Below are 19,014 nucleotides of genomic sequence, written 5' to 3' on the forward strand. Positions count from 1 at the left end.
CGTGTCAACCGTCACACCCCCGGTCCCGCCCGGTGCTGCTGCGCCGAGGAATGGCGAAGTAGTTTGGGCGAATGCCGTTCGGTCCGCCGTTGTTGCTCAGTTCCCTGCACCCGCTCGCTGTCGCAGGCGGCGCGGATATCCCCGATGCCGTCACCATCGACGGCGTGACGCTGTCGCGCAGTGATCTGCTCGGCGCCGCGACCTCGGTGGCGGAACGCGTGGCCCGGGCCGACCGGGTCGCCGTGCTGGCCGAGCCGACCGTCGGCACCGTGCTGGCCGTGGTCGGCTGCCTGATCGCGGGCGTGACCGTGGTGCCGGTGCCGCCGGACTCGGGTACCGCGGAACTCGCGCACATCCTGGCCGATTCGGGCGCACAGGCCTGGCTCGGCAAAGCCCCTGCGGGCAGCGAACTTCCGGTGGTTCCGGTGCGCGTGCACGCCCGGTCCTGGCATACCTATCCCGAACCCGATGCGGCGTCGACGGCTTTCGTGCTGTACACGTCCGGTACCACCGGCTTGCCGAAGGGGGTGCTGCTGAGTCGCGGTGCCATCGCGGCCGGGCTCGACGCCCTTGCGGAAGCCTGGGCATGGACCGCGAACGACACACTGGTGCACGGGCTTCCGCTGTTCCACGTGCACGGGCTGATCCTCGGTGTGCTCGGACCGCTGCGGGTGGGCAGTCCGCTCGTGCACACCGGCAAGCCGACCCCGCAGGCGTACGCCGCCGCGCACGGCACCTTGTACTTCGGGGTGCCCACCGTGTGGTCCCGGATCGTCGAAGATCCCGCTGCCGCAAAGGAACTGGCCGCCGCCCGGCTGCTCGTGTCGGGCAGTGCGCCGCTGCCCGTTCCGGTGTTCGAGAAGCTGCGCGAACTCACCGGTCACGCACCCGTCGAGCGCTACGGCATGAGCGAAACCATGATCACCCTGTCCACCCGCGCCGACGGTGAGCGCCGCCCCGGCTGGGTCGGTACCGCGGTGCGCGGCGTGCGGACCCGGCTGCGGGACGAGGCGGGCGGCGAGGTGGCGCACGACGGTGAAAGCATCGGCGCACTACAGGTATCCGGCCCGATGCTGTTCGACGGCTACCTGAACCGCCCGGAGGCGACCGCGGAGAGCTGGACCGAGGATGGCTGGTTCAAGACCGGCGACGTCGCCGCCATCGATCCCGACGGGTTCCATCGCATCGTCGGCCGCGAATCGGTGGACCTGATCAAATCCGGTGGATATCGCATCGGCGCAGGCGAAGTGGAGACCGTGCTCCTCGGCCACCCCGCCGTAGCCGAAGCCGCCGTGGTCGGTCTGCCCGACCCCGACCTGGGACAGCGCATCGTCGCCTTCGTCGTATTGCGCGGCGAGGCACCGCCTTCCCTCGAACAGGACCTGATCGCCTACGTCGCCGAACAACTCTCGGCCCACAAGCGGCCCCGCGAGATCCGCGTGGTCGACACGTTGCCCCGCAACGCCATGGGCAAGGTCCAGAAAAAGCGCCTCACCTGAGCCCCGCGGGCGGGCCTGCCGCACAACAGTTCTGGGGCCGCACAACAGTTCTGGGGCTGTGCGGCCGGCGGCGGCCGGGGTGGGGTCAGTCGTTGGCGTGCAGGGCGGCGTTCAGTTCGACGCCGGTGCCCTTGTGCGGCACCACTTCCACGGCGCCGGTGACGGAGTTGCGGCGGAAGAGCAGGTTGTTCTGGCCGCTGAGGGTGCTGGCCTTGACGACGGTTCCGTCCGGGCCCGTGACCTTGGTGCCCGCGGTGACGTAGAGGCCCGCCTCCACGACGCAGTCGTCGCCGAGCGGGATGCCGACACCGGCGTTCGCGCCGAGCAGGGAGCGCTCGCCGATGGAGATGACGGTGGTGCCACCGCCCGACAGGGTGCCCATGATGGACGCGCCGCCGCCGACGTCGGAGCCGACGCCGACCACCACACCGGCGGAGATGCGGCCCTCGACCATGGAGTTGCCCAGGGTGCCCGCGTTGAAGTTGACGAAGCCCTCGTGCATGACGGTGGTGCCGGAGGCGAGGTGCGCGCCGAGCCGGACCCGGTCGGCGTCGCCGATCCGCACCCCGGAGGGCACCACGTAGTCGACCATGCGCGGGAACTTGTCGACGCTGTACACGGTGACCGGGCCGCGCGCGCGCAGCTTGGCGCGGGTGGTCTCGAAACCTTCCACCGCGGCCGGGCCGTGGTTGGTCCACACCACGTTGCTGAGCAGGCCGAACTGGCCGTCCAGGCTCACCTCGTGCGGGCGGACCAGGCGATGCGAGAGCAGGTGCAGGCGCAGGTAGACGTCGTGCGCGTCGACCGGCGCCGCGGACAGGTCGGCGATCGTGGTGCGCACCGCCACCACGTCGACCCCGCGCGCCTCATCGATCCCGAGCAGCGCCGCGTACTCGGCGGGTGCCTCGTCCAGCCGCTTGGTCCCGGTCTCGGCGAACGCGCCGAGCTCCGGACTCGGGTACCAGGTGTCGAGAACGGTCCCGTCCGCGGTCACGTTGGCGATACCGACTGCTGCTGCTCCCTGAGTGCTCACGTTCGTAGAGGTTACCGACCGCTTGTCCCCGACGGTGACCCTCCTCCTGTGCCGCACCCCACGTCTCGCGCCCCGCCGATCAGATCCACCCACCTACCCGCGGCCGTCCCGCCCACGCTGCGCTGACATCAGCGCCACGCGCACGAAATCGTCGACTGAAACGCGCGCGGCGTGCTGAAACGCACGCGGGCTGCTGAGGTGTGCGCGGGGTGCTGAGGTGTGCGCGGGGTGGGCGGGGTGCTGAGATGTGCGCGGCGTGTGCGTGGTGTGTGCGTGGTGCTGAGGTGTGCGTGGCGGCGTGTGCGCACTGCTCGGCGGCGGGGCGGGGGCGCGGTCGTAGGGTGGGGACGTGACCCTTGATCTGCGGGCGGACCCGATCGCGCTGACCAAAGCTCTGGTGGACATTCCGAGTGTCTCGCGGGACGAGGCGGTGATCACCGATCTCGTGGAGCAGGCGTTGCGCGAGCAGACGACGGGCTTCGAGGTGCGCAGGCACGGCAATGTGGTGCTGGCGCGGACGAACCGGGGTCTGCCGACGCGGGTGGTGCTGGCCGGCCATCTGGACACCGTGCCGATCGCCGACAACGTGCCGAGCCATTTCACGGTGAACGACGCGGGCGAGCGGGTGCTGTTCGGCTGCGGTTCGGTGGACATGAAATCCGGGGACGCGGTGTTCCTGCACCTGGCCGCGACGGTCGCCGAGCCGGTGCACGATCTGACGCTGATCTTCTACGACTGTGAGGAGATCGCCTCGGAATTCAACGGACTCGGGCATATCGAGCGCGACCTGCCGGACTGGCTGGCCGGCGATCTGGCCGTGCTCGGCGAACCCTCGGGCGGCTGGATCGAGGCGGGTTGCCAAGGGACGCTGCGGGTCCGGCTGTCCACCGCCGGGGTGCGCGCGCATTCGGCGCGAGCCTGGTTGGGCGACAACGCGATCCATCGCCTCGCGCCGATCCTGCAGCGGCTGGCCGAGTATCGGGCGCGCGAGGTCGACATCGACGGCTGTGGCTATCGCGAAGGTCTGTCCGCGGTGCGCGTGGCGGGCGGTGTGGCGGGCAATGTGGTGCCCGACGCCGCCGAGGTGGAGGTGAACTTCCGTTTCGCGCCGGACCGCACGGTCGAGCAGGCGATCGAGCACGTGCGCGAGGTCTTCGCCGGTCTCGACGTGACCTTCGAGGTGACCGACTCGGCCCCGGGCGCACTGCCCGGCCTGACCGCACCGGCCGCCGCGGACCTGATCGCCTCGGTGTACAAGCACGGCGGCGGTGTCCGCGCCAAGTACGGCTGGACCGATGTCGCTCGCTTCGCGGCGCGCGGTATTCCCGCGGTGAACTTCGGTCCCGGCGATCCGAACCTCGCGCACAAGCGTGACGAGCACGTCCCGGTCGACCAGATCACCGCCGTCACCGCCATGCTGCGCGGCTACCTCACCGGCGTCCACGCCTGACGAGCGGCGACGCCCGAGGTGAACGGCGGCTGACTTCTCGGCTCAGGTCTGTTGCCGCGACAACCTCCCGGTAGTTTGGATCGCATGTCCACCGACGCCGCTGACCGCGAGGTTGCCAACAAGCCGAAGTCGACAGCCAAGTTCCGCGGGCCGGTCATGTTCCGGCGCGACCGGGCGAACGAGGTCGGCACCGCCGATCGCAACCTGCTCGACCGGCGCGGCGACACCGACTGGGTGCATACCGACCCGTGGCGCGTGCTGCGCATCCAAGCCGAGTTCGTCGAGGGTTTCGGCGCGCTCGCCGAGGTGCCGCGTGCGGTCACCGTGTTCGGTTCGGCACGGACCCAACCCGACCACCCCGAATACCAGGCGGGCCTGGCCATCGGCGCCGCGCTGGCCCGGGCCGGTTTCGCGGTGATCACCGGCGGCGGCCCCGGCGCGATGGAGGCGGTCAACCGCGGCGCGTGCGAGGCGGGCGGCTATTCGATCGGTCTCGGCATCGAGCTGCCGTTCGAGCAGAGCCTCAACGAGTGGGTCGATCTCGGCATCAACTTCCGCTACTTCTTCGTTCGCAAGACGATGTTCGTGAAGTACTCGGAGGCCTTCATCTGCCTGCCCGGTGGTTTCGGCACCCTGGACGAACTGTTCGAGGCGCTCACCCTGGTGCAGACCCGCAAGATCACCCGTTTCCCGATCATCCTGTTCGGCAGCAGGTACTGGGCCGGGCTGGTCGACTGGATGCGGGACTCGCTGGGCGGTTCCGGCAAGATCTCCCCCGGGGACCTCGGCCTGATCCATGTCACCGACAGCGTGGAGGAGGTCGTGCAGATCATCCTCGCCAACGCGGAGTCCGGTGGCGCGGAGGATGCGATCGGCACGGAGGACCAGTGGTGAGCGCAGAGCCCTACGCCGTCTGTGTCTACTGTTCCGCGAGCACCGTCAATCCTGTCTATCTTGATCTGGCCGCCGCGGTCGGCGCCGAGATCGCCCGGCGCGGTTGGCGACTGGTGTCCGGCGGCGGCAACGTGTCGATGATGGGCGCGATCGCGACGGCGGCGCGGGCCGGCGGCGCGAACACCATCGGGGTGATCCCGAAGCACCTGGTGCACCGCGAGGTCGCCGATGTCGACGCCGACGAACTGGTCGTCACCGACACCATGCGGCAGCGCAAGCAGATCATGGAGGACCGCGCGGACGCCTTCCTGACCCTGCCCGGCGGCATCGGCACGCTGGAAGAGTTCTTCGAAACCTGGACCGGAGGCTATCTGGGACAGCACAATAAGCCGGTGGTGGTGCTGGACCCGGACGGCTTCTACCGAGGCCTGTTCCAGTGGCTCGACGAACTCTACGACCGTAAGTTCGTGCCCCAGCCCGCGATGGACCGCGTCACCGTGGTCGCCGATATACCTTCCGCCTTCGCGGCTTTGGCGGTGTGAGCACAAGCTTTTGATTTGAGGAGAGCGGGATAGTGAGTTCCGACGGTCGCTCCACGGTGAGCTTTCTAGATCTGGCCAAACACCTTCCCGCGATGGCGCTCGACGCGCCGGGCATGCTGCGCAGCGCGCCGGGCATGCTGGTGGGGCCGGACGCCAAATCCTCGGTGGGCCTGTACTTCCAGCGGGCCGCGCACCGGCATCCGAACCGCGTCTTCCTGCGCTTCGAAGGGGCGGGCTGCACCTACCGCCAAGCCAACGACGAGGTGAACCGGTATGCCGCGGTGCTCACCGCGCGGGGGGTGCGGCGCGGCGACGTGGTCGGTGTGCTGATGACCAACCGGCCGCAGACGCTGTTCGTGGTACTCGCCGCGGCGAAGCTGGGCGCCACCGTCGGCCTGCTCAATCACCACCAGCGCGACCAGGTGCTCGCGCACAGTTTCGGGTTGTTGAACAGCGTGCTCAACGTGGTCGGCGAGGAATGCGCGCAGGCGCTCGACTCGCTGCCGGAACCGCCGTCGAATGTGTTGTACAGCAACGATTTACAGGTGGCGGCGCAGGACGCGCCCGATGCCGATCCGCCGGTGTGCCAGGAGATCACCGCGAAAGAGCGGGCCTTCCTGATCTTCACCTCCGGCACGACCGGCCTGCCCAAGGCCAGCGTGATGACGCACCTGCGCTGGACCAAGAGCATGGTCGGCCTGGGCGGGCTCGGCATTCGCCTGCGCGGCAACGACACCCTGTACTGCTGCCTGCCGCTCTATCACAACAACGCGCTGACCGTCGCGCTGTCCGCAGTGCTGAGCGCGGGCGGCACATTCGCGCTCGGCAGGCAGTTCTCGGTGTCGCGGTTCTGGGACGAGGTGATCCGCGAAGAGGCGACGGCGTTCATCTACATCGGTGAGCTGTGCCGTTACCTGCTCAACCAGGCGCCGAAGGCGACCGACCGCAGACACAAGGTCCGGCTCGCGGTCGGCAACGGGCTGCGCCCGGAACTGTGGGACGAGTTCAAGCGGCGATTCGGGATCACCCGGATCGTCGAGTTCTACGGGGCCAGCGAAGTCAACATCGCGTTCATCAACGCGTTCGGCGTGGACCGCACCGCGGGGTTCGGGCCGCTGCCCTACGCCGTCGTCGACTACGACGACGAGACCGGAAAAGCCAAGCGCGACAAGAACGGTCGCTTACGCCGGGTCGGTACGGGCGGGGTCGGGCTGCTGCTGTCCAAGATCACCGGCCGGTCGCCGTTCGACGGCTACACCGACAAGGCGGCCTCCGAGGCGAAGCTGGTGCGCGACGGCTTCAAGCAAGGGGATCTCTGGTTCGACACCGGCGATCTGGTACGCGATCAGGGTTGGCATCACATCGCTTTCGTGGATCGGCTCGGCGACACCTTCCGGTGGAAGGGGGAGAACGTCGCGACCACCGAGGTCGAGGGCGCGCTGACCAGGTCCGACGCGATCTCGCAGGCCGTTGTCTACGGTGTAGATATCCCGGGCGCCGACGGTAAGGCGGGCATGGCGGCCGTGACCTTGAGTCCCGACGCCGAACTCGACGGCGTAGCGCTCGCGGAACTGGCGTACCGGCAACTGCCCGCCTACGCGGTCCCGCTGTTCCTGCGCGTGGTCCAAGAACTCGAACAGACCTCCACCTTCAAGAGCCGCAAGGTGGAGTTGCGCAAACAGGGCTACACCCCCGACGACGACCACCGGCTCTACGTCCTCGCGGGCCGCGACAAGGGCTACGTCCCCTTCTATCCCGACTACCCGGACGAGGTAGCCGCAGGCCGCGCCCCCAAGAGCTGACCGAGGCCGCTCGGCACAGGGGTCGGTACAGTCGGGGCATGTTCAGCGCCACCGTTTCACCGCTTCCGACCTTGTGCGGCAAGCCGGTGGCGACGGATCGGGCGCTGGTCATGGCGATCGTGAATCGCACGCCGGACTCCTTCTATGACCGGGGCGCCACGTTCACCGACGCCGCCGCGATGGACGCGGTCGTGCGCGCGGTGGACGAGGGCGCCGACCTGGTCGACATCGGCGGGGTGAAAGCCGGGCCGGGGTCGCTGGTCGATGCCGAGGAGGAGGCCCGGCGGGTGCTCCCGTTCGTCGCCGCGATTCGGGCGAAGTTCCCGGAGCTATTGATCAGCATCGACACCTGGCGCGCCGAGGTGGCGCTGGCCGCCGTGCGCGAGGGCGCGGACCTGATCAACGACACCTGGGCGGGCGCCGATCCGGATCTGGTGCCGGTGGCGGCCGAGCACGGCGTCGGCATCGTGTGCAGCCACACCGGCGGTGCGGTGCCGCGCACCCGGCCGCACCGGGTCCGCTACGCCGATATCGTGGCCGAAGTGACCGGCACCCTGGTTCGGGCGGCCGAGCACGCGGCCGCGGCCGGGGTGCGCGCGGATTCGATCCTGATCGATCCGACCCATGATTTCGGCAAGAACACCTATCACGGCCTGGAGTTGTTGCGCGGAGTAGACGTTCTTGTAAATACCGGGTGGCCGGTCCTGATGGCCCTCAGCAACAAGGACTTCATCGGGGAGACTCTAGGTGTCGATCTTTCCGAGCGGTTGGAGGGCACATTGGCGGCAACGGCCTGGTCGGCTGCCGCGGGCGCCCGCGTCTTCCGCGTTCACGAAGTCGCCGCGACCCGGCGGGTAGTGGACATGATCGCCGCCATCCAGGGCATCCGGCCCCCAGCACGCACCCTGCGAGGTTTGGTATGAACTTTCACCACCCCCACAGCCGCGAGTACAGCCCGCCATGGGCCACGACGAACACCTGGGACACCCCGAGCTGGTCGGTAGACGAGCTCGTCGCCGCCAAGGCGGGCCGCACCGTGTCGGTGGTGCTGCCCGCGCTGAACGAGGAGAACACCGTCGCCGACGTGGTGGCCAGCATCCGGCCGCTGCTCGGCACCCTGGTGGACGAGCTGATCGTGCTCGACTCCGGTTCCACCGACGCCACCGCCGAACGGGCCCGCGCCGCGGGCGCCGAAGTGATCACGCGGGAGCAGGCGGTGCCCGAACTCGACCCGGTGCCGGGCAAGGGCGAGGTGCTGTGGCGTTCGCTGGCGGTGACCAGCGGTGACCTCATCGCCTTCGTCGATTCCGATCTCATCGACCCTGATCCGGCGTTCGTGCCCAAGCTGCTCGGCCCGCTGCTCACCGTCGAGGACATGCACCTGGTCAAGGCCTACTACCGCAGGCCGCTGCGGCAGGGCGCCGCGGTGGACGCGCACGGCGGCGGCCGGGTCACCGAGCTCGTCGCCCGGCCGTTGCTCGCCGCGCTGCGGCCCGAACTCTCGCAGGTGTTGCAGCCGCTGGGCGGCGAGTACGCGGGCACCCGCGAACTGCTCACCGCGGTCCCGTTCGCGCCCGGCTACGGCGTGGAGATCGGGCTGCTGCTCGACACCTACGACCAGGTCGGCCTGTCCGCGATCGGTCAGGTCAACCTGGGGGTGCGCACGCACCGCAACCGGCCGCTGGCCGACCTGGGCGTGATGAGCAGGCAGATCCTCGGTACCGTGCTCGGCCGCAGCGGCGTCGTGGACTCCGGTGCGGCGCTGACCCAGTTCCCGCTGGTCGGTGATGCCTTCACCGCGCACAGCACCGAGGTGTCGCTGGCCGACCGTCCGCCGATGAACACGCTGCGCCCCGCCTGGGCCGCAGCCTGAATCTAGCCTGATCCGCGAACCCGGGTGCCCTCGGCCGCCCGGGTTCGCTGCTGTCGGGACCGCGCGAGTTTTCGGCGAATTCACCGGCTGCCGAGCCGATCTGCGGCGCTGCTGTTGTTCGCGAGCAGGTTTGCTGAACAGACGCTACGATGTTTTCCAGGTCTTACGTTCGCATGCTGTATTTCGAGATACGCGTCCGTCGCGCGCTCATGAGCAGGAGATACGTTTATGACTATTGGTGAGCTACCCAAGCAGGACACGCGTCAGCCGGAGTTTGCCGGTCCCGATTACACGTTGGCCACGCTGCGGGTGAACGGTCACGATTTTCCGGTGGCGCTCGAACCCCGGGTCAGCCTGCTCGATGCCCTGCGTGAATATCTGCGCCTCACCGGCACCAAGAAGGGGTGTGATCAGGGCGCCTGCGGCGCGTGCACGGTGTGGGTCGACGGTAAGCGCGAATTGTCCTGCCTCACTCTGGCATTGAGTGTGCAGGGTCGCGAGGTCACGACAATCGAAGGCGTCGCGCAGGGGGAGGAGCTGCATCCGGTGCAGCGGGCTTTCATCAGCTGCGACGGCTTCCAGTGCGGTTACTGCACGCCCGGTCAGATCATGTCGGCGATCAAATGCATCGAAGAGGGCCATACCGGCAGCGACGAAGAGATCGCCGAATGGATGAGCGGCAATATCTGCCGCTGTGCGGCTTACCAGAACATCCGCGACGCGATAAAGACCGCGGAGGCCGAAATGGGGCAGACCCGATGAAGCCCATCGCCTTCGCGCGCGCCGAGACGGTGGACGAGGCGCTCGTCGCCGTCGCCGCCCGCCCGAACACCGTATTCCTCGCCGGCGGTACGACTCTGGTGGATATGCTGCGCATCGGCGCGATGGAGCCGGACAACGTCGTCGACATCAACCGGCTGCCGCTGACCGAGCTGGCGCACACCCCGGACGGCGGGCTGCGCATCGGCGCGATGGTCCGGATGAGTGAGGTCGCGGCCGATCCCGGTGTGCGGGAACGCTTTCCGTTTCTGTCCATTGCACTCTGGAAGGGCGCGTCCGCGCAGATCCGCAACATGGCCTCGATGGGCGGCAACCTGATGCAGAAGGTGCGCTGCCCGCAGTTCCGCGATATCGCCTACGCCTGCAACAAGCGCGCGCCCGGCAGCGGCTGCGGCGCCCTCGAGGGCCTGCACCGCGGCAATGCCGTATTGGGCACCAGCGAGCACTGTTTCGCGATGCACCCCTCCGATATGGCGAACCCGCTCACCGCGCTCGATGCCGTGGTGCAGGTGCAGGGGCCGCGCGGCATCCGCAGCATCCCTTTCGACGACTTCTTCCTGTTGCCCGGCGATACACCGCATCTGGAGCATCCGATCACCAGCGACGAGCTCATCATCCGGATCGACGTGCCGCCCTTGCCGTTCGCGAAGAACTCGCACTACCTGAAGGTGCGCGACCGCGAATCCTATGAGTTCGCCGCCGCTTCCGTGGCCGTGGCGCTCGACCTGGCGGACGGAGTCGTGCGGGATGTCCGGATCGGCCTGGGCGGCGTGGCGACCAAACCATGGCGGGCCAGAATGGCCGAGGATCTGCTCACCGGCAAGCCCGCGACGAAGGAGAATTTCGCCGCGGCGGCGGCCACCGAACTCGCGGCGGCCGACGACAGCCACCCGATGAACCGGTTCAAAATCGAACTGGCGCAACGCACCCTGGTGCGCGCCCTGGAAACCGTCGCGGCGCGGGGAGCGCGGAAATGAGTGCGCCCGCCGCCGAGCAGCTGATCGGTCAGCCGCGCGACCGCATCGACGGGCACGCCAAGGTCACCGGCGCGGCGCGCTACACCGCCGAGATCCCGATGCCGAACGCCGCGTACGGCGTGCTCGTGGGCGCCGAGATCGGTAACGGCACACTGACTTCCCTCGACATCAGCCGCGCACTGCGGGCCGGCGCGGTGGCCGTGTTCACCCACGAGAACCTGCCGCGGGTCACCACGGTGCCGCTGGTGCCATCGCTGTTCGGCCATCCCGCGCCTGGACAGACTTTCTTTCCCATGCAGGACACCACGATCCACTACTTCGGCCAGCCGATCGCCGTGGTGGTGGCGGACACCTTCGAGGTGGCCCAGCAGGCTGCCCGGTTGATCGAGGCGACCTACGACGAGCAGCCCGCACTGGTGCGCCTGGACGACGGGCGCGACGAACAGTATGTGCCGGAGAAGATCTTCGCCGGGTTCGTCCCGGCCACCCAGTCGCGCGGCGACTTCGCGGGTGCGGCCGCGGCGGCCGCGCACACCGTCGACGCCACCTTCCGGTTCGCCGCCAACCACCACAATCCGATCGAATGCTCGGTCACCGCCGCGATGTGGAACGGGGATTCGGTCACCGTCTACGACGCCACCCAGGGCATCGTGGCCAGCCAGCTGACCATCGCGGCACACCTCGGGATCTCGCCGAGCAAGGTGCGGGTGGTGACGGACTACGTCGGCGGCGGCTTCGGTGCGAAAGCGATGATCTGGCCGCACGTCACGCTCGCGCCGCTGATCGCGCGGGAACTGGGCCGGCCGATCCGGGTGATCCTGAACCGGGAGCAGATGTTCTACGGCACCGGGTTACGGGAAGAGCAGGAGCAGCGCGTCACGCTGGTGAGCGACGCCGAGGGGCGGTTCACCGGACTGCGCCACCACAAGCTCTCTCTCACTTCGCATTTCGACGACTGGGCCGAGCCCTCGCTCGAGGTGGCGAGCAAGGCCTACGGTATCCCGCACTGGGAGGGGCAGTATCGGCTGATCAAGGCCAACATCATGACGCCGACCTTCATGCGCGGCCCCGGCGAGGCCTCGGGCATGGTCGCGCTCGAATGCGCGATCGACGAACTCGCCACCCAGCTCGGCGCCGACCCGGTGGAACTGCGCCTGCGCAATCACGCCGCGGTCGATCCGGAAAGCGGAAACCCGTGGAGCTCCGACGGTTACCTCGACTGCCTGCGGCTGGCCGCGGAGCGGTTCGGCTGGGACGGGCGCAAACAGACGCCGGGTTCGCATGTCGAGGGCAACTGGCTCATCGGCTGGGGCGTCGGCACCGCGGGCTACCCGGTGTACGAACCCGGCCAGCCGCAACGCGCGCACGCGCGGTTGCGCTCGGACGGGTCGCTCGTGGTGCAGGCGGGCACCCAGGAATTCGGCACCGGTGTCGCCACGGCGATGACCCAGGTCGCCGGGGACGCGATGGGAATGCCGTTCGACCGCATCCGATTCGAGATCGGCAACACCGACTATCCGAACGTGGCAGCGACCGTCGGGTCGATCGGTGCGAGCGCGGTGAGTTCCGCGGTGCACAACACCTGCACCGATCTGCTCCGGCAGCTCATCGAGGTCGCGGTCGCCGATATCGATTCCCCGCTGCGTGGTCGCACGCCCGACGAGATCGAGGGCGTCGACGGGAAGCTGCGACTGCGCGACGATCCGTCGGTCAGCGATTCGTACGCCGACGTCCTTGACCGCAACCAACTTTCGGATATCGAGACGACCGGCAGCTGGCGGCCCGCGACGACGCCCGCGCCCTACGGAAAGATGAGCTTCGGCGCGCAGTTCGCCGAGGTTGCCGTCGATCCGGAGCTCGGGTTGGTCCGGGTCCGGCGCATGGTCGGTGCGTTCGCGCCCGGGCGGGTGCTCAATGCGAAACTGGCCCGCAGTCAGGTGCTCGGCGGCATGAATTGGGGCCTGTCCCAAGCACTGATGGAGGGCAGCGTGCCCGATATCCGGGACGGCCGGTGGGCCAACGCCTCCCTGCTGGAATACCTGCTGCCGGTGAACGCCGACGCTCCCGCCGTCGACATCTCGTTCGTCGAGGTCGACGACGCGGTGGTGAACCCCCTGGGCGTCAAGGGCATCGGCGAACTCGGCATGATCGGCGCGGCCGCGGCCATCGTCAACGCCGTGCACCACGCCACCGGAAAACGCCTGCGCGACATCCCCTTGCGCATCGAACACCTGCTCTGAGTGAGGGCTACGCGGATCGGACACCGGCACTTCGGGATCCGTCAGCCCGCGAATATTCCGCCGTGCGTGCGCGCACGGTCGGCGGCGCATGGTGGGCCTGCATGCGTTCGGCCTGCTCACGGCGAGCCTGCGCACGGTGGGGCCTGCGCACGGTAAGCCTGTGTGTGGTGGGGTCTGCGTGTGGTGGACCTGCGCACGGTAAGCCTGTGTGTGGTGGACCTGCGTGCGGTGGGCCTGCGCGCGGTGGGGCCTGCGTGTGGTGGACCTGCGTGCGGTGGCCTGCGCGGTGGGGTCTGCGTGTGGTGGACCTGCGTGCGGTAAGCCTGCGCACGGTGGGGCCTGCGTGCGGTAAGCCTGTGTGTGGTGGGCCTGCGTGCGGGGGTGGGGCAGCGCGCGTCCGTCGTCGGGTCCGGGACGCCATCGGCGATTCCGCGCCGTGCGTCCGGGGTCAGCGGTGGATGGGGCCGTCGAGTCGGTCGAGCGGGCGGGCCGAGGCGGCGTTGCGTTCGGCGAGGATCTGGGCGGCGATGGAGATCGCGGTCTCGTCCGGGGTGCGGGCGTTGAGGTCCAGGCCGAGCGGGCTCTTCAGGCGGGCCAGGCGGCTCTCGGTGACTCCCGCCGCGCGCAGTCGCTCGGTGCGTTCGGCGTGCGTGCGCCGGGAACCGAGGGCGCCGACGAAACCGAGGTCGTCGAGGTCCAGCGCGGCCGCGATGGTCGGCACGTCGAACTTGGTGTCGTGGGTGAGCACGCAGACCACGGTGCGGCCGTCGACCCGCCCGGCCGCGTGCTCGGCACGCAGATAGCGGTGCGGCCAATCGACGACGACCTCGTGCGCGGCCGGGAATCGGGCCGCGGTGGCGAAGGTTTCGCGCGCGTCCACGACGGTGACCCGATAGCCGAGTTGCCGGCCGGTACGGCTGAGCGCCCGGACGAAATCGTTGGCGCCGGCCAGGATCATGCGGGCGGGCGCGGCGAAGACCTGGACGAACACCCGCGGTCGCGGCGAGCTGTGCACTTCGCACTCGTCCGCGCCGACCAATCCGCTGCGTCCCGCGTCGAGCAGCGCGCGGGCGTCCCGGTCGACGCCGTGCCACGGTTCGGTGCTGTCCGAATGCACCAGTTGCCACGCACCGGCCGCGTCCATCCGGGTGGCCAACGCGACCGGCGTGCCCGCCTCGATGTCCTGCCGCAGCCGGGTGAGGATCGGGATCAGGTCGCGACTCACCGGCTCGACGAACACCTCGATCTCGCCACCGCAGGTCAAGCCGACCGCGATCCCGTCACCGTCGGCATAGCCGAACCGGTCGGTCACCGGTTGACCGGTGTCGAGCACCTGCCGGGCGGACTCGACGACGGCCGCCTCCACGCAGCCACCCGAGACGGATCCGAGGACCGCGCCGGCGTCGGTGACGATCATCGCGGCGCCCAGCTCACGCGGTCCGGGACCGGTGGTATCGACCACCCGGGCCAGTGCCACCGGGCCTTGCGTCAGCGAAGCGATGAGTTGCTCGAGCATTGCGCGCATCGGCACGTACCTCCCTCGAGCTGAGCGACGGCAGTGTTGCCGCCGTACTACTCAGGGTAGCTATCCAGAAGCTATGTGGCCGCGTACGCGGTGCGCCCTGCGGTTTGCGCTGCACCGTGGCAAAAATAAAGGCCGCGGCGGCATAGACGAGGACCGCGGCGCGCGATCAGGAGGATTCTTGCAACGCCTCGGGGACCGGCAACTCGACGAGTCGTTCCTCGGCCTCCGGCGAACTCGGCGAGTTCTCTTCGGCGAGTCGCGCCTGCAGGGCGGCGACGGTGAGCTGGCCGTACGGTGCGGTGGGTCTGCGCAGGACGGTCACGGCAAGGACGAGCAGGCCGAACACCAGTACGGTGCCGCCGACGATGATGAGCGGGTTCATCACTGCCTCCTCGGGTGACGCGTCAGTCGGTAGTTTCGCGGAGCACCAGACCGGTCGGGACCGTGCCGGTGCGGAAATAATTCGCGAAGATCGGGGCGGTTTCCTCGGCCGTCCACACTTCGTCCGGATAAATCCACGGTGCGGGCGCACTGTCGGGCACCTGGACGCAGATGCCGGGCTCGCCGTCTCGGCTGCCCGTCCGGCCGACGGTGAACCGCCGGGTGACGGCGTCGACGGTGTGGCAGAGCTCGACGACCACCGCATCGGCGGAGCCGGTGCACAACAGGTAGTTCGCGCCCGGCGCGGCGCTGATCGCCGGGCTGATCTCGGTGGAGCGCATAGCGTCGGGCAGTCGGGTCAGCTGCACCGAGTAGCGGTGGTGACCGTCGAGCCTGCGGAGCGGGCGCAGGTAGCTCTCGATCGTTTCGCCCGCGCCGACGAACAGTTTCAGCCGATCGCTGTAGGTGACCCGATGGGTGGTGATGGTCGGTTCCGTCGCATCGACGGCCGCCGGACTCGTCGGCGCCTGTGGATCGCGCCGCACCGTGCGGACCGTCGGCGCGGAACTGGCTGCAAACGAACCTGGAACACTCATCGGAACTTCACCTATCAACGCTTAGTTATCTTCTAGCTATTCAACCATCGCATCGAGAATTCCCGAATGGAAGAGCAGCGTGACCTGTGCCACATCTGCGGGCGCGCAGGTATCAGGCCACGGTCCCGTGCGGTGTCGGACGGGTTGCGGTCAGCGGCGCAGACCCGGTGCGGGCAAACGGGTTTCGGGATCGTGGCGGTAGACCGGGGTGAGCAGTTCGGCTTCCAGCGGCTCACCGGTCGCGCGGTCGAACCGGCATGCGACGAGCACCGAGAACAAATGGGTCGCGGCGCGTTCGTGCAGCGTGGCCAACCGGGTGGCGAGCAAACGGATGGCACCGAGGGAGCCGGGCGGGTGCATGCCGTCGATCATCAGCAACGTGCCGCGCCCGTCCGGCCGCGGCAATCGGGCCAGGTACGCGATGTCGTGCGGGTCGGGCCCGCCGGGCCGATAGACCCGCCGGGCCGCGCGGTCCTCGATCCCGCGCCGCGCGTCGCCCGCGCGGGCCACGGCCCGCCGCAACCGCGGGTCCGCCGCGATGAGCTGGCGCAGGCTGGGGGACAGCTCCGGCCCGCCGAGCACGATCAAGCCATCGCGACTCAGGTCGACCGGCCTGCCCGGCAGGAAGTGTTCGATCGAAGCGGTGAAACCGAGTTCGCGGAGCAGTTCGACCAGCCGGTGCGGCGCCGCCGGATCGGGCGCGCCGATCACCCGGCCCGCCCGCACCTCCGGCACCAGCACGGTCAGCGTCCCGTGGCCGAAGAACAAACCCTCCGGCGCGGGCCCCTGGGTGCTGACCTGGTGGATTCGCGCGCGGGAAAGCCCGGCTGCCGCACCGATTCTCGCGAACGTCCAGCCTTCGGCGTGCAGTTCGCGGATCACGGCACGGCGAATCCTGGTGAGTTCGTTGATCGTCTGCTGGGCCGCCGCCACCCCATCGGTGGCCGCCTTCAAACGCTCGACCTTGTCTTCGATCGCGAAAACTCGCGCCACGTCATCGGCCGACATGTGCGAAGTCTAGACAGCTGGACACGCCAAGGTGTTTAGCTTTCTTGACACTGAGCCCTACTCGTGACTCGTATGGGCCAGTTCGATGATCTTGTGCGAGTCAGGTGGCGTCGGTATCGATCGGCGGACGCTCGTTGCGCTCCAACGGTTTTTCCAGCTTCGGCATCGGATAGTCGGGCATCGCGCCGCCGGTGCCGTAGATGTCCTTCTTGTCGGGCAGCGCGCTCTCCAGATTCTTCAGGATCGAATCGTCGCCGTTGAGAAGGTGTTTGGTGACCATCGAGCGCGGCGTCATACCGCGCAGTTCGTTCAGGTCGGCCAGCGGCTTGCGCAGGTCTTCGAATTCCGGGCCGAGTTCGTCCTTCAGCTGCGCGGTGGCGCCGCTGGCGTAGTCGCGCACCTGGCGCAGGCTGCGCGTGGTCCAGCGAACCGCGCCGGGCAGTCGCTCCGGTCCGAGGATCACGAGGGCGGCGACGAGCAAGATCATCATCTCGCTCCAGCCGATGTTGCTGAACACGTTTCCAGGCTACCCGGCCACCCCACCAGCGGCTCAGTTGGATTCACAGCTGGGGAGCCCGCGGATCCGGCCGCCGAGACGCCGAACGAACTGCGGGCAGCCGCCGCGACGACGACTGCCCGCACGATGCCCGGAACGACTACGCGTCGATCGACGCCTTGACCGTGATGGTGGCCGCCGAATGGGGGAGACCTATCTCACAGACCGGTGGGTGAACTGGGGAGACTGCTGCGACGGACGCCATGCGGTACTGGAAGATTCACAGTTCCGTGGTCTGGGCCGGCACCGGGGGTGTCAGTCCGACTGCAAGGTGACCGGCACGTCGACCCGCCTGCCGTCGCGGATCAGCTGGACGGTCACGGTGTCGCCGATCTTGTTCAGCTGCACGGCGAGAACCAGCTCGTCGCGCGAGGTCACCTCGCGATCGCCGACCTTGACGATGACATCGCCCTCGACGATGCCGGCCTTTGCCGCCGGGCTGCCCGGCGTGACGTCGGCGACCCGGGCGCCGGACATCACCTCGTTGGCCACGTTCTTGGTCTGCGCGCTGACGCCGAGTTGCGCGTGGTGCATGACGCCGTCGCGGATCAGGGTCTGCGCCACGTTGGTCACCTGATCGATCGGGATGGCGAAGCCGAGGCCGACCGAGCCGCCGGATTCACTGCGGATCGCGGTGTTGATGCCGACCAGCCGGCCCTCCATGTCGACCAGCGCGCCACCGGAGTTGCCGGGGTTGATCGAGGCGTCGGTCTGCACCGCGTCGATCACCGCTTTGGTATCACTGCCCTCGCCCTCGAGGGCGACCGGGCGGTGCAGCGCGCTGACGATGCCGGAGGTGACCGTCTTGCTCAAGCCGAGCGGCGAACCGATGGCCAGCACCTCGTCGCCGACCTGGATGTTGTCGGACTTGCCGAGCTTGGCCACCGTGAGGTTCTTGACGTCGACCTTGAGCACCGCGAGATCGGTCTTCGGATCCCGGCCCACGATCTGCGCGGGCACCTTCGTGCCGTCGGAGAAGGTGACCTGGATGGTGGCCCGGTTGGTCTTGTCCTGGGCGGCCATCGACACCACGTGGTTGTTGGTGGTGATGAAACCTTGGCCGTCGATCACCACGCCGGAACCGGTCGCGCCGTTGTCGCCGACGGTGACCCGGATGGACACCACCGACGGCAGCACCGCGTTGGCCACCTTGGCGATCTGGCTGTGCGGCTGCTCGGTGTCGGCGCTCTGCTCCAGCGTGACCTTGCGTGAGGTGAGCACCGAAGCCTGCTCGGCGGTCAGCCTGCCGATGAGGCCGCCGAGCACACCGACCGCGAGCGCGAGCACGGCGAGCAACGCCAGCGCCTTGGGCGCGACCCGGGAGCCGAAAAGCACCTCACGGGCGCTCAACTGCCGCGCCTGCGGCAACGGCTCGGCGATGGGGGTAGGCACCGCGGGAGCGCCCAGTCGTGCGGCGGCGGCGGGATCACGCCACGGATCGACCGGACCCGCGACGGTCGCCGTGCCCTCGGCCGCGTCGGGGTCGCGCTGCAACAGTTCGGTGGAGCCTGCCGGACGGCCGAAAGCCTCGGCCAGCACCGCGTCCGGCGGACGGTTCTGCAGATCCGTGCCGGCGACCGGAGCGGCGCCCCGGGGCAGCGGTTCGGCGAACGAACCCGACTGCCCGGACGGCCTGCGGAAGGCGCGGGCGGTATGCGTGTCGACATGCGGGCGATAAACCGGCCGCGGACCGAGTACGGGCGCGTCCGGCGGCCGCAGGTTCCCCCTGGGCGCCGAATCCGATTGCCTGCCCTGGACGCGATCCGGGGTCTCGGGCGATCCGGTATTCGTCGATTCCGTCACGACTCCGCCTCGCTAGCGCTCGGCTCCGCCGTGCCGAGGCGTGCTGTGCCTATGG

The 19,014-nt window shown here is 69.0% G+C and carries 17 protein-coding genes; 10 read left to right on the forward strand and 7 right to left on the reverse strand.

Translation table 11 applies throughout. The features are described 5' to 3' along the window. Positions 1 to 71 precede the first annotated feature (71 nt). A complete protein-coding gene (locus tag NBRGI_RS37600) occupies positions 72 to 1,499 on the forward strand; it encodes an acyl-CoA synthetase (protein WP_029902171.1) in 1,428 nt (475 codons plus the stop codon). 85 nt (positions 1,500 to 1,584) lie between these two features. Here NBRGI_RS37600 and dapD read toward each other — a convergent pair whose 3' ends face one another. After that, entirely contained in the window at positions 1,585 to 2,532 is a 948-nt protein-coding gene (gene dapD, locus NBRGI_RS37605) for a 2,3,4,5-tetrahydropyridine-2,6-dicarboxylate N-succinyltransferase (protein ID WP_029902173.1), read from the reverse strand. A 349-nt stretch (positions 2,533 to 2,881) separates the two neighbouring features. Between dapD and dapE the strand changes: the two genes are divergently transcribed. The 9 genes from dapE (at position 2,882) to NBRGI_RS37650 (ending at position 13,090) form a co-directional block, all read left to right on the forward strand. After that, positions 2,882 to 3,982, forward strand: a complete 1,101-nt coding sequence (gene dapE / locus NBRGI_RS37610) for a succinyl-diaminopimelate desuccinylase (RefSeq protein WP_029902175.1) — start codon at positions 2,882 to 2,884, stop codon at positions 3,980 to 3,982. Between the two features lie 84 nt (positions 3,983 to 4,066). Then, the gene (locus tag NBRGI_RS37615) at positions 4,067 to 4,876 is read left to right on the forward strand and encodes a TIGR00730 family Rossman fold protein (RefSeq protein WP_014987967.1); all 810 of its coding nucleotides are present in this window, start codon (positions 4,067 to 4,069) and stop codon (positions 4,874 to 4,876) included. Then, complete coding sequence (locus tag NBRGI_RS37620; RefSeq protein WP_029902178.1) at positions 4,870 to 5,418, forward strand: TIGR00730 family Rossman fold protein; 549 nt, start codon at positions 4,870 to 4,872, stop codon at positions 5,416 to 5,418. The genes NBRGI_RS37615 and NBRGI_RS37620 overlap by 7 nt, the downstream gene beginning before the upstream one ends. A gap of 32 nt (positions 5,419 to 5,450) precedes the next feature. Beyond that, a complete protein-coding gene (locus NBRGI_RS37625; protein ID WP_029902179.1) occupies positions 5,451 to 7,220 on the forward strand; it encodes a long-chain-acyl-CoA synthetase in 1,770 nt (589 codons plus the stop codon). Between the two features lie 38 nt (positions 7,221 to 7,258). After that, positions 7,259 to 8,143: a dihydropteroate synthase gene (folP, locus tag NBRGI_RS37630; protein WP_029902181.1), complete on the forward strand. Its 885-nt coding sequence runs from the start codon at positions 7,259 to 7,261 to the stop codon at positions 8,141 to 8,143. Beyond that, positions 8,140 to 9,093 carry a glucosyl-3-phosphoglycerate synthase gene (locus tag NBRGI_RS37635; protein ID WP_029902184.1) on the forward strand — a complete coding sequence of 318 codons (954 nt, stop codon included), beginning with the start codon at positions 8,140 to 8,142 and terminating at the stop codon, positions 9,091 to 9,093. Before folP ends, NBRGI_RS37635 begins: the two co-directional genes overlap by 4 nt. 294 nt (positions 9,094 to 9,387) lie before the next feature. Then, positions 9,388 to 9,855: a (2Fe-2S)-binding protein gene (locus NBRGI_RS37640; protein ID WP_029902186.1), complete on the forward strand. Its 468-nt coding sequence runs from the start codon at positions 9,388 to 9,390 to the stop codon at positions 9,853 to 9,855. After that, positions 9,852 to 10,850 carry an FAD binding domain-containing protein gene (locus NBRGI_RS37645; protein WP_029902189.1) on the forward strand — a complete coding sequence of 333 codons (999 nt, stop codon included), beginning with the start codon at positions 9,852 to 9,854 and terminating at the stop codon, positions 10,848 to 10,850. Before NBRGI_RS37640 ends, NBRGI_RS37645 begins: the two co-directional genes overlap by 4 nt. Continuing rightward, on the forward strand, positions 10,847 to 13,090 hold the full coding sequence (locus NBRGI_RS37650; protein ID WP_029902191.1) for a xanthine dehydrogenase family protein molybdopterin-binding subunit: 2,244 nt from the start codon (positions 10,847 to 10,849) through the stop codon (positions 13,088 to 13,090). The genes NBRGI_RS37645 and NBRGI_RS37650 overlap by 4 nt, the downstream gene beginning before the upstream one ends. Positions 13,091 to 13,538: 448 nt before the next feature. Here the strand turns inward: NBRGI_RS37650 and NBRGI_RS37655 are convergent, their stop codons facing one another. The 6 genes from NBRGI_RS37655 to NBRGI_RS37680 all read right to left on the reverse strand — a co-directional run bounded on the left by NBRGI_RS37655 (position 13,539) and on the right by NBRGI_RS37680 (position 18,959). Then, a complete protein-coding gene (locus tag NBRGI_RS37655; protein ID WP_029902193.1) occupies positions 13,539 to 14,615 on the reverse strand; it encodes an XdhC family protein in 1,077 nt (358 codons plus the stop codon). 166 nt (positions 14,616 to 14,781) lie between these two features. After that, the gene (locus NBRGI_RS48360) at positions 14,782 to 14,997 is read right to left on the reverse strand and encodes a hypothetical protein (protein ID WP_029902194.1); all 216 of its coding nucleotides are present in this window, start codon (positions 14,995 to 14,997) and stop codon (positions 14,782 to 14,784) included. Positions 14,998 to 15,019: 22 nt separating this feature from the next. Continuing rightward, positions 15,020 to 15,592, reverse strand: coding sequence for a hypothetical protein (locus NBRGI_RS48365; protein WP_158439997.1), 573 nt, complete (start codon positions 15,590 to 15,592; stop codon positions 15,020 to 15,022). A gap of 150 nt (positions 15,593 to 15,742) precedes the next feature. After that, the gene (locus tag NBRGI_RS37670; RefSeq protein ID WP_029902198.1) at positions 15,743 to 16,600 is read right to left on the reverse strand and encodes a hypothetical protein; all 858 of its coding nucleotides are present in this window, start codon (positions 16,598 to 16,600) and stop codon (positions 15,743 to 15,745) included. Between the two features lie 100 nt (positions 16,601 to 16,700). Further along, complete coding sequence (tatB, locus tag NBRGI_RS37675; protein WP_014987955.1) at positions 16,701 to 17,117, reverse strand: Sec-independent protein translocase protein TatB; 417 nt, start codon at positions 17,115 to 17,117, stop codon at positions 16,701 to 16,703. A gap of 294 nt (positions 17,118 to 17,411) precedes the next feature. Next, positions 17,412 to 18,959 (reverse strand): S1C family serine protease, encoded by a 1,548-nt coding sequence (locus tag NBRGI_RS37680; RefSeq protein WP_029902200.1) that lies wholly within the window; start codon positions 18,957 to 18,959, stop codon positions 17,412 to 17,414. Positions 18,960 to 19,014 lie beyond the last annotated feature (55 nt).

Source organism: Nocardia brasiliensis IFM 10847, assembly GCF_000710915.1.
In the GTDB taxonomy this organism is placed as follows: Bacteria; Actinomycetota; Actinomycetes; order Mycobacteriales; family Mycobacteriaceae; genus Nocardia; species Nocardia brasiliensis_A.

Coding starts and splice junctions, on each gene's coding strand:
- folP (WP_029902181.1), top strand. CDS start 7,259: ATGTTCAGCGCCACCGTTTCACCGCTTCCGACCTTGTGCGGCAAGCCG.
- NBRGI_RS37600 (WP_029902171.1), top strand. CDS start 72: ATGCCGTTCGGTCCGCCGTTGTTGCTCAGTTCCCTGCACCCGCTCGCT.
- NBRGI_RS48360 (WP_029902194.1), bottom strand. CDS start 14,997: ATGAACCCGCTCATCATCGTCGGCGGCACCGTACTGGTGTTCGGCCTG.
- NBRGI_RS37650 (WP_029902191.1), top strand. CDS start 10,847: ATGAGTGCGCCCGCCGCCGAGCAGCTGATCGGTCAGCCGCGCGACCGC.
- NBRGI_RS37655 (WP_029902193.1), bottom strand. CDS start 14,615: ATGCGCGCAATGCTCGAGCAACTCATCGCTTCGCTGACGCAAGGCCCG.
- NBRGI_RS37635 (WP_029902184.1), top strand. CDS start 8,140: ATGAACTTTCACCACCCCCACAGCCGCGAGTACAGCCCGCCATGGGCC.
- NBRGI_RS37615 (WP_014987967.1), top strand. CDS start 4,067: ATGTCCACCGACGCCGCTGACCGCGAGGTTGCCAACAAGCCGAAGTCG.
- NBRGI_RS37670 (WP_029902198.1), bottom strand. CDS start 16,600: ATGTCGGCCGATGACGTGGCGCGAGTTTTCGCGATCGAAGACAAGGTC.
- NBRGI_RS48365 (WP_158439997.1), bottom strand. CDS start 15,592: ATGAGTGTTCCAGGTTCGTTTGCAGCCAGTTCCGCGCCGACGGTCCGC.
- NBRGI_RS37645 (WP_029902189.1), top strand. CDS start 9,852: ATGAAGCCCATCGCCTTCGCGCGCGCCGAGACGGTGGACGAGGCGCTC.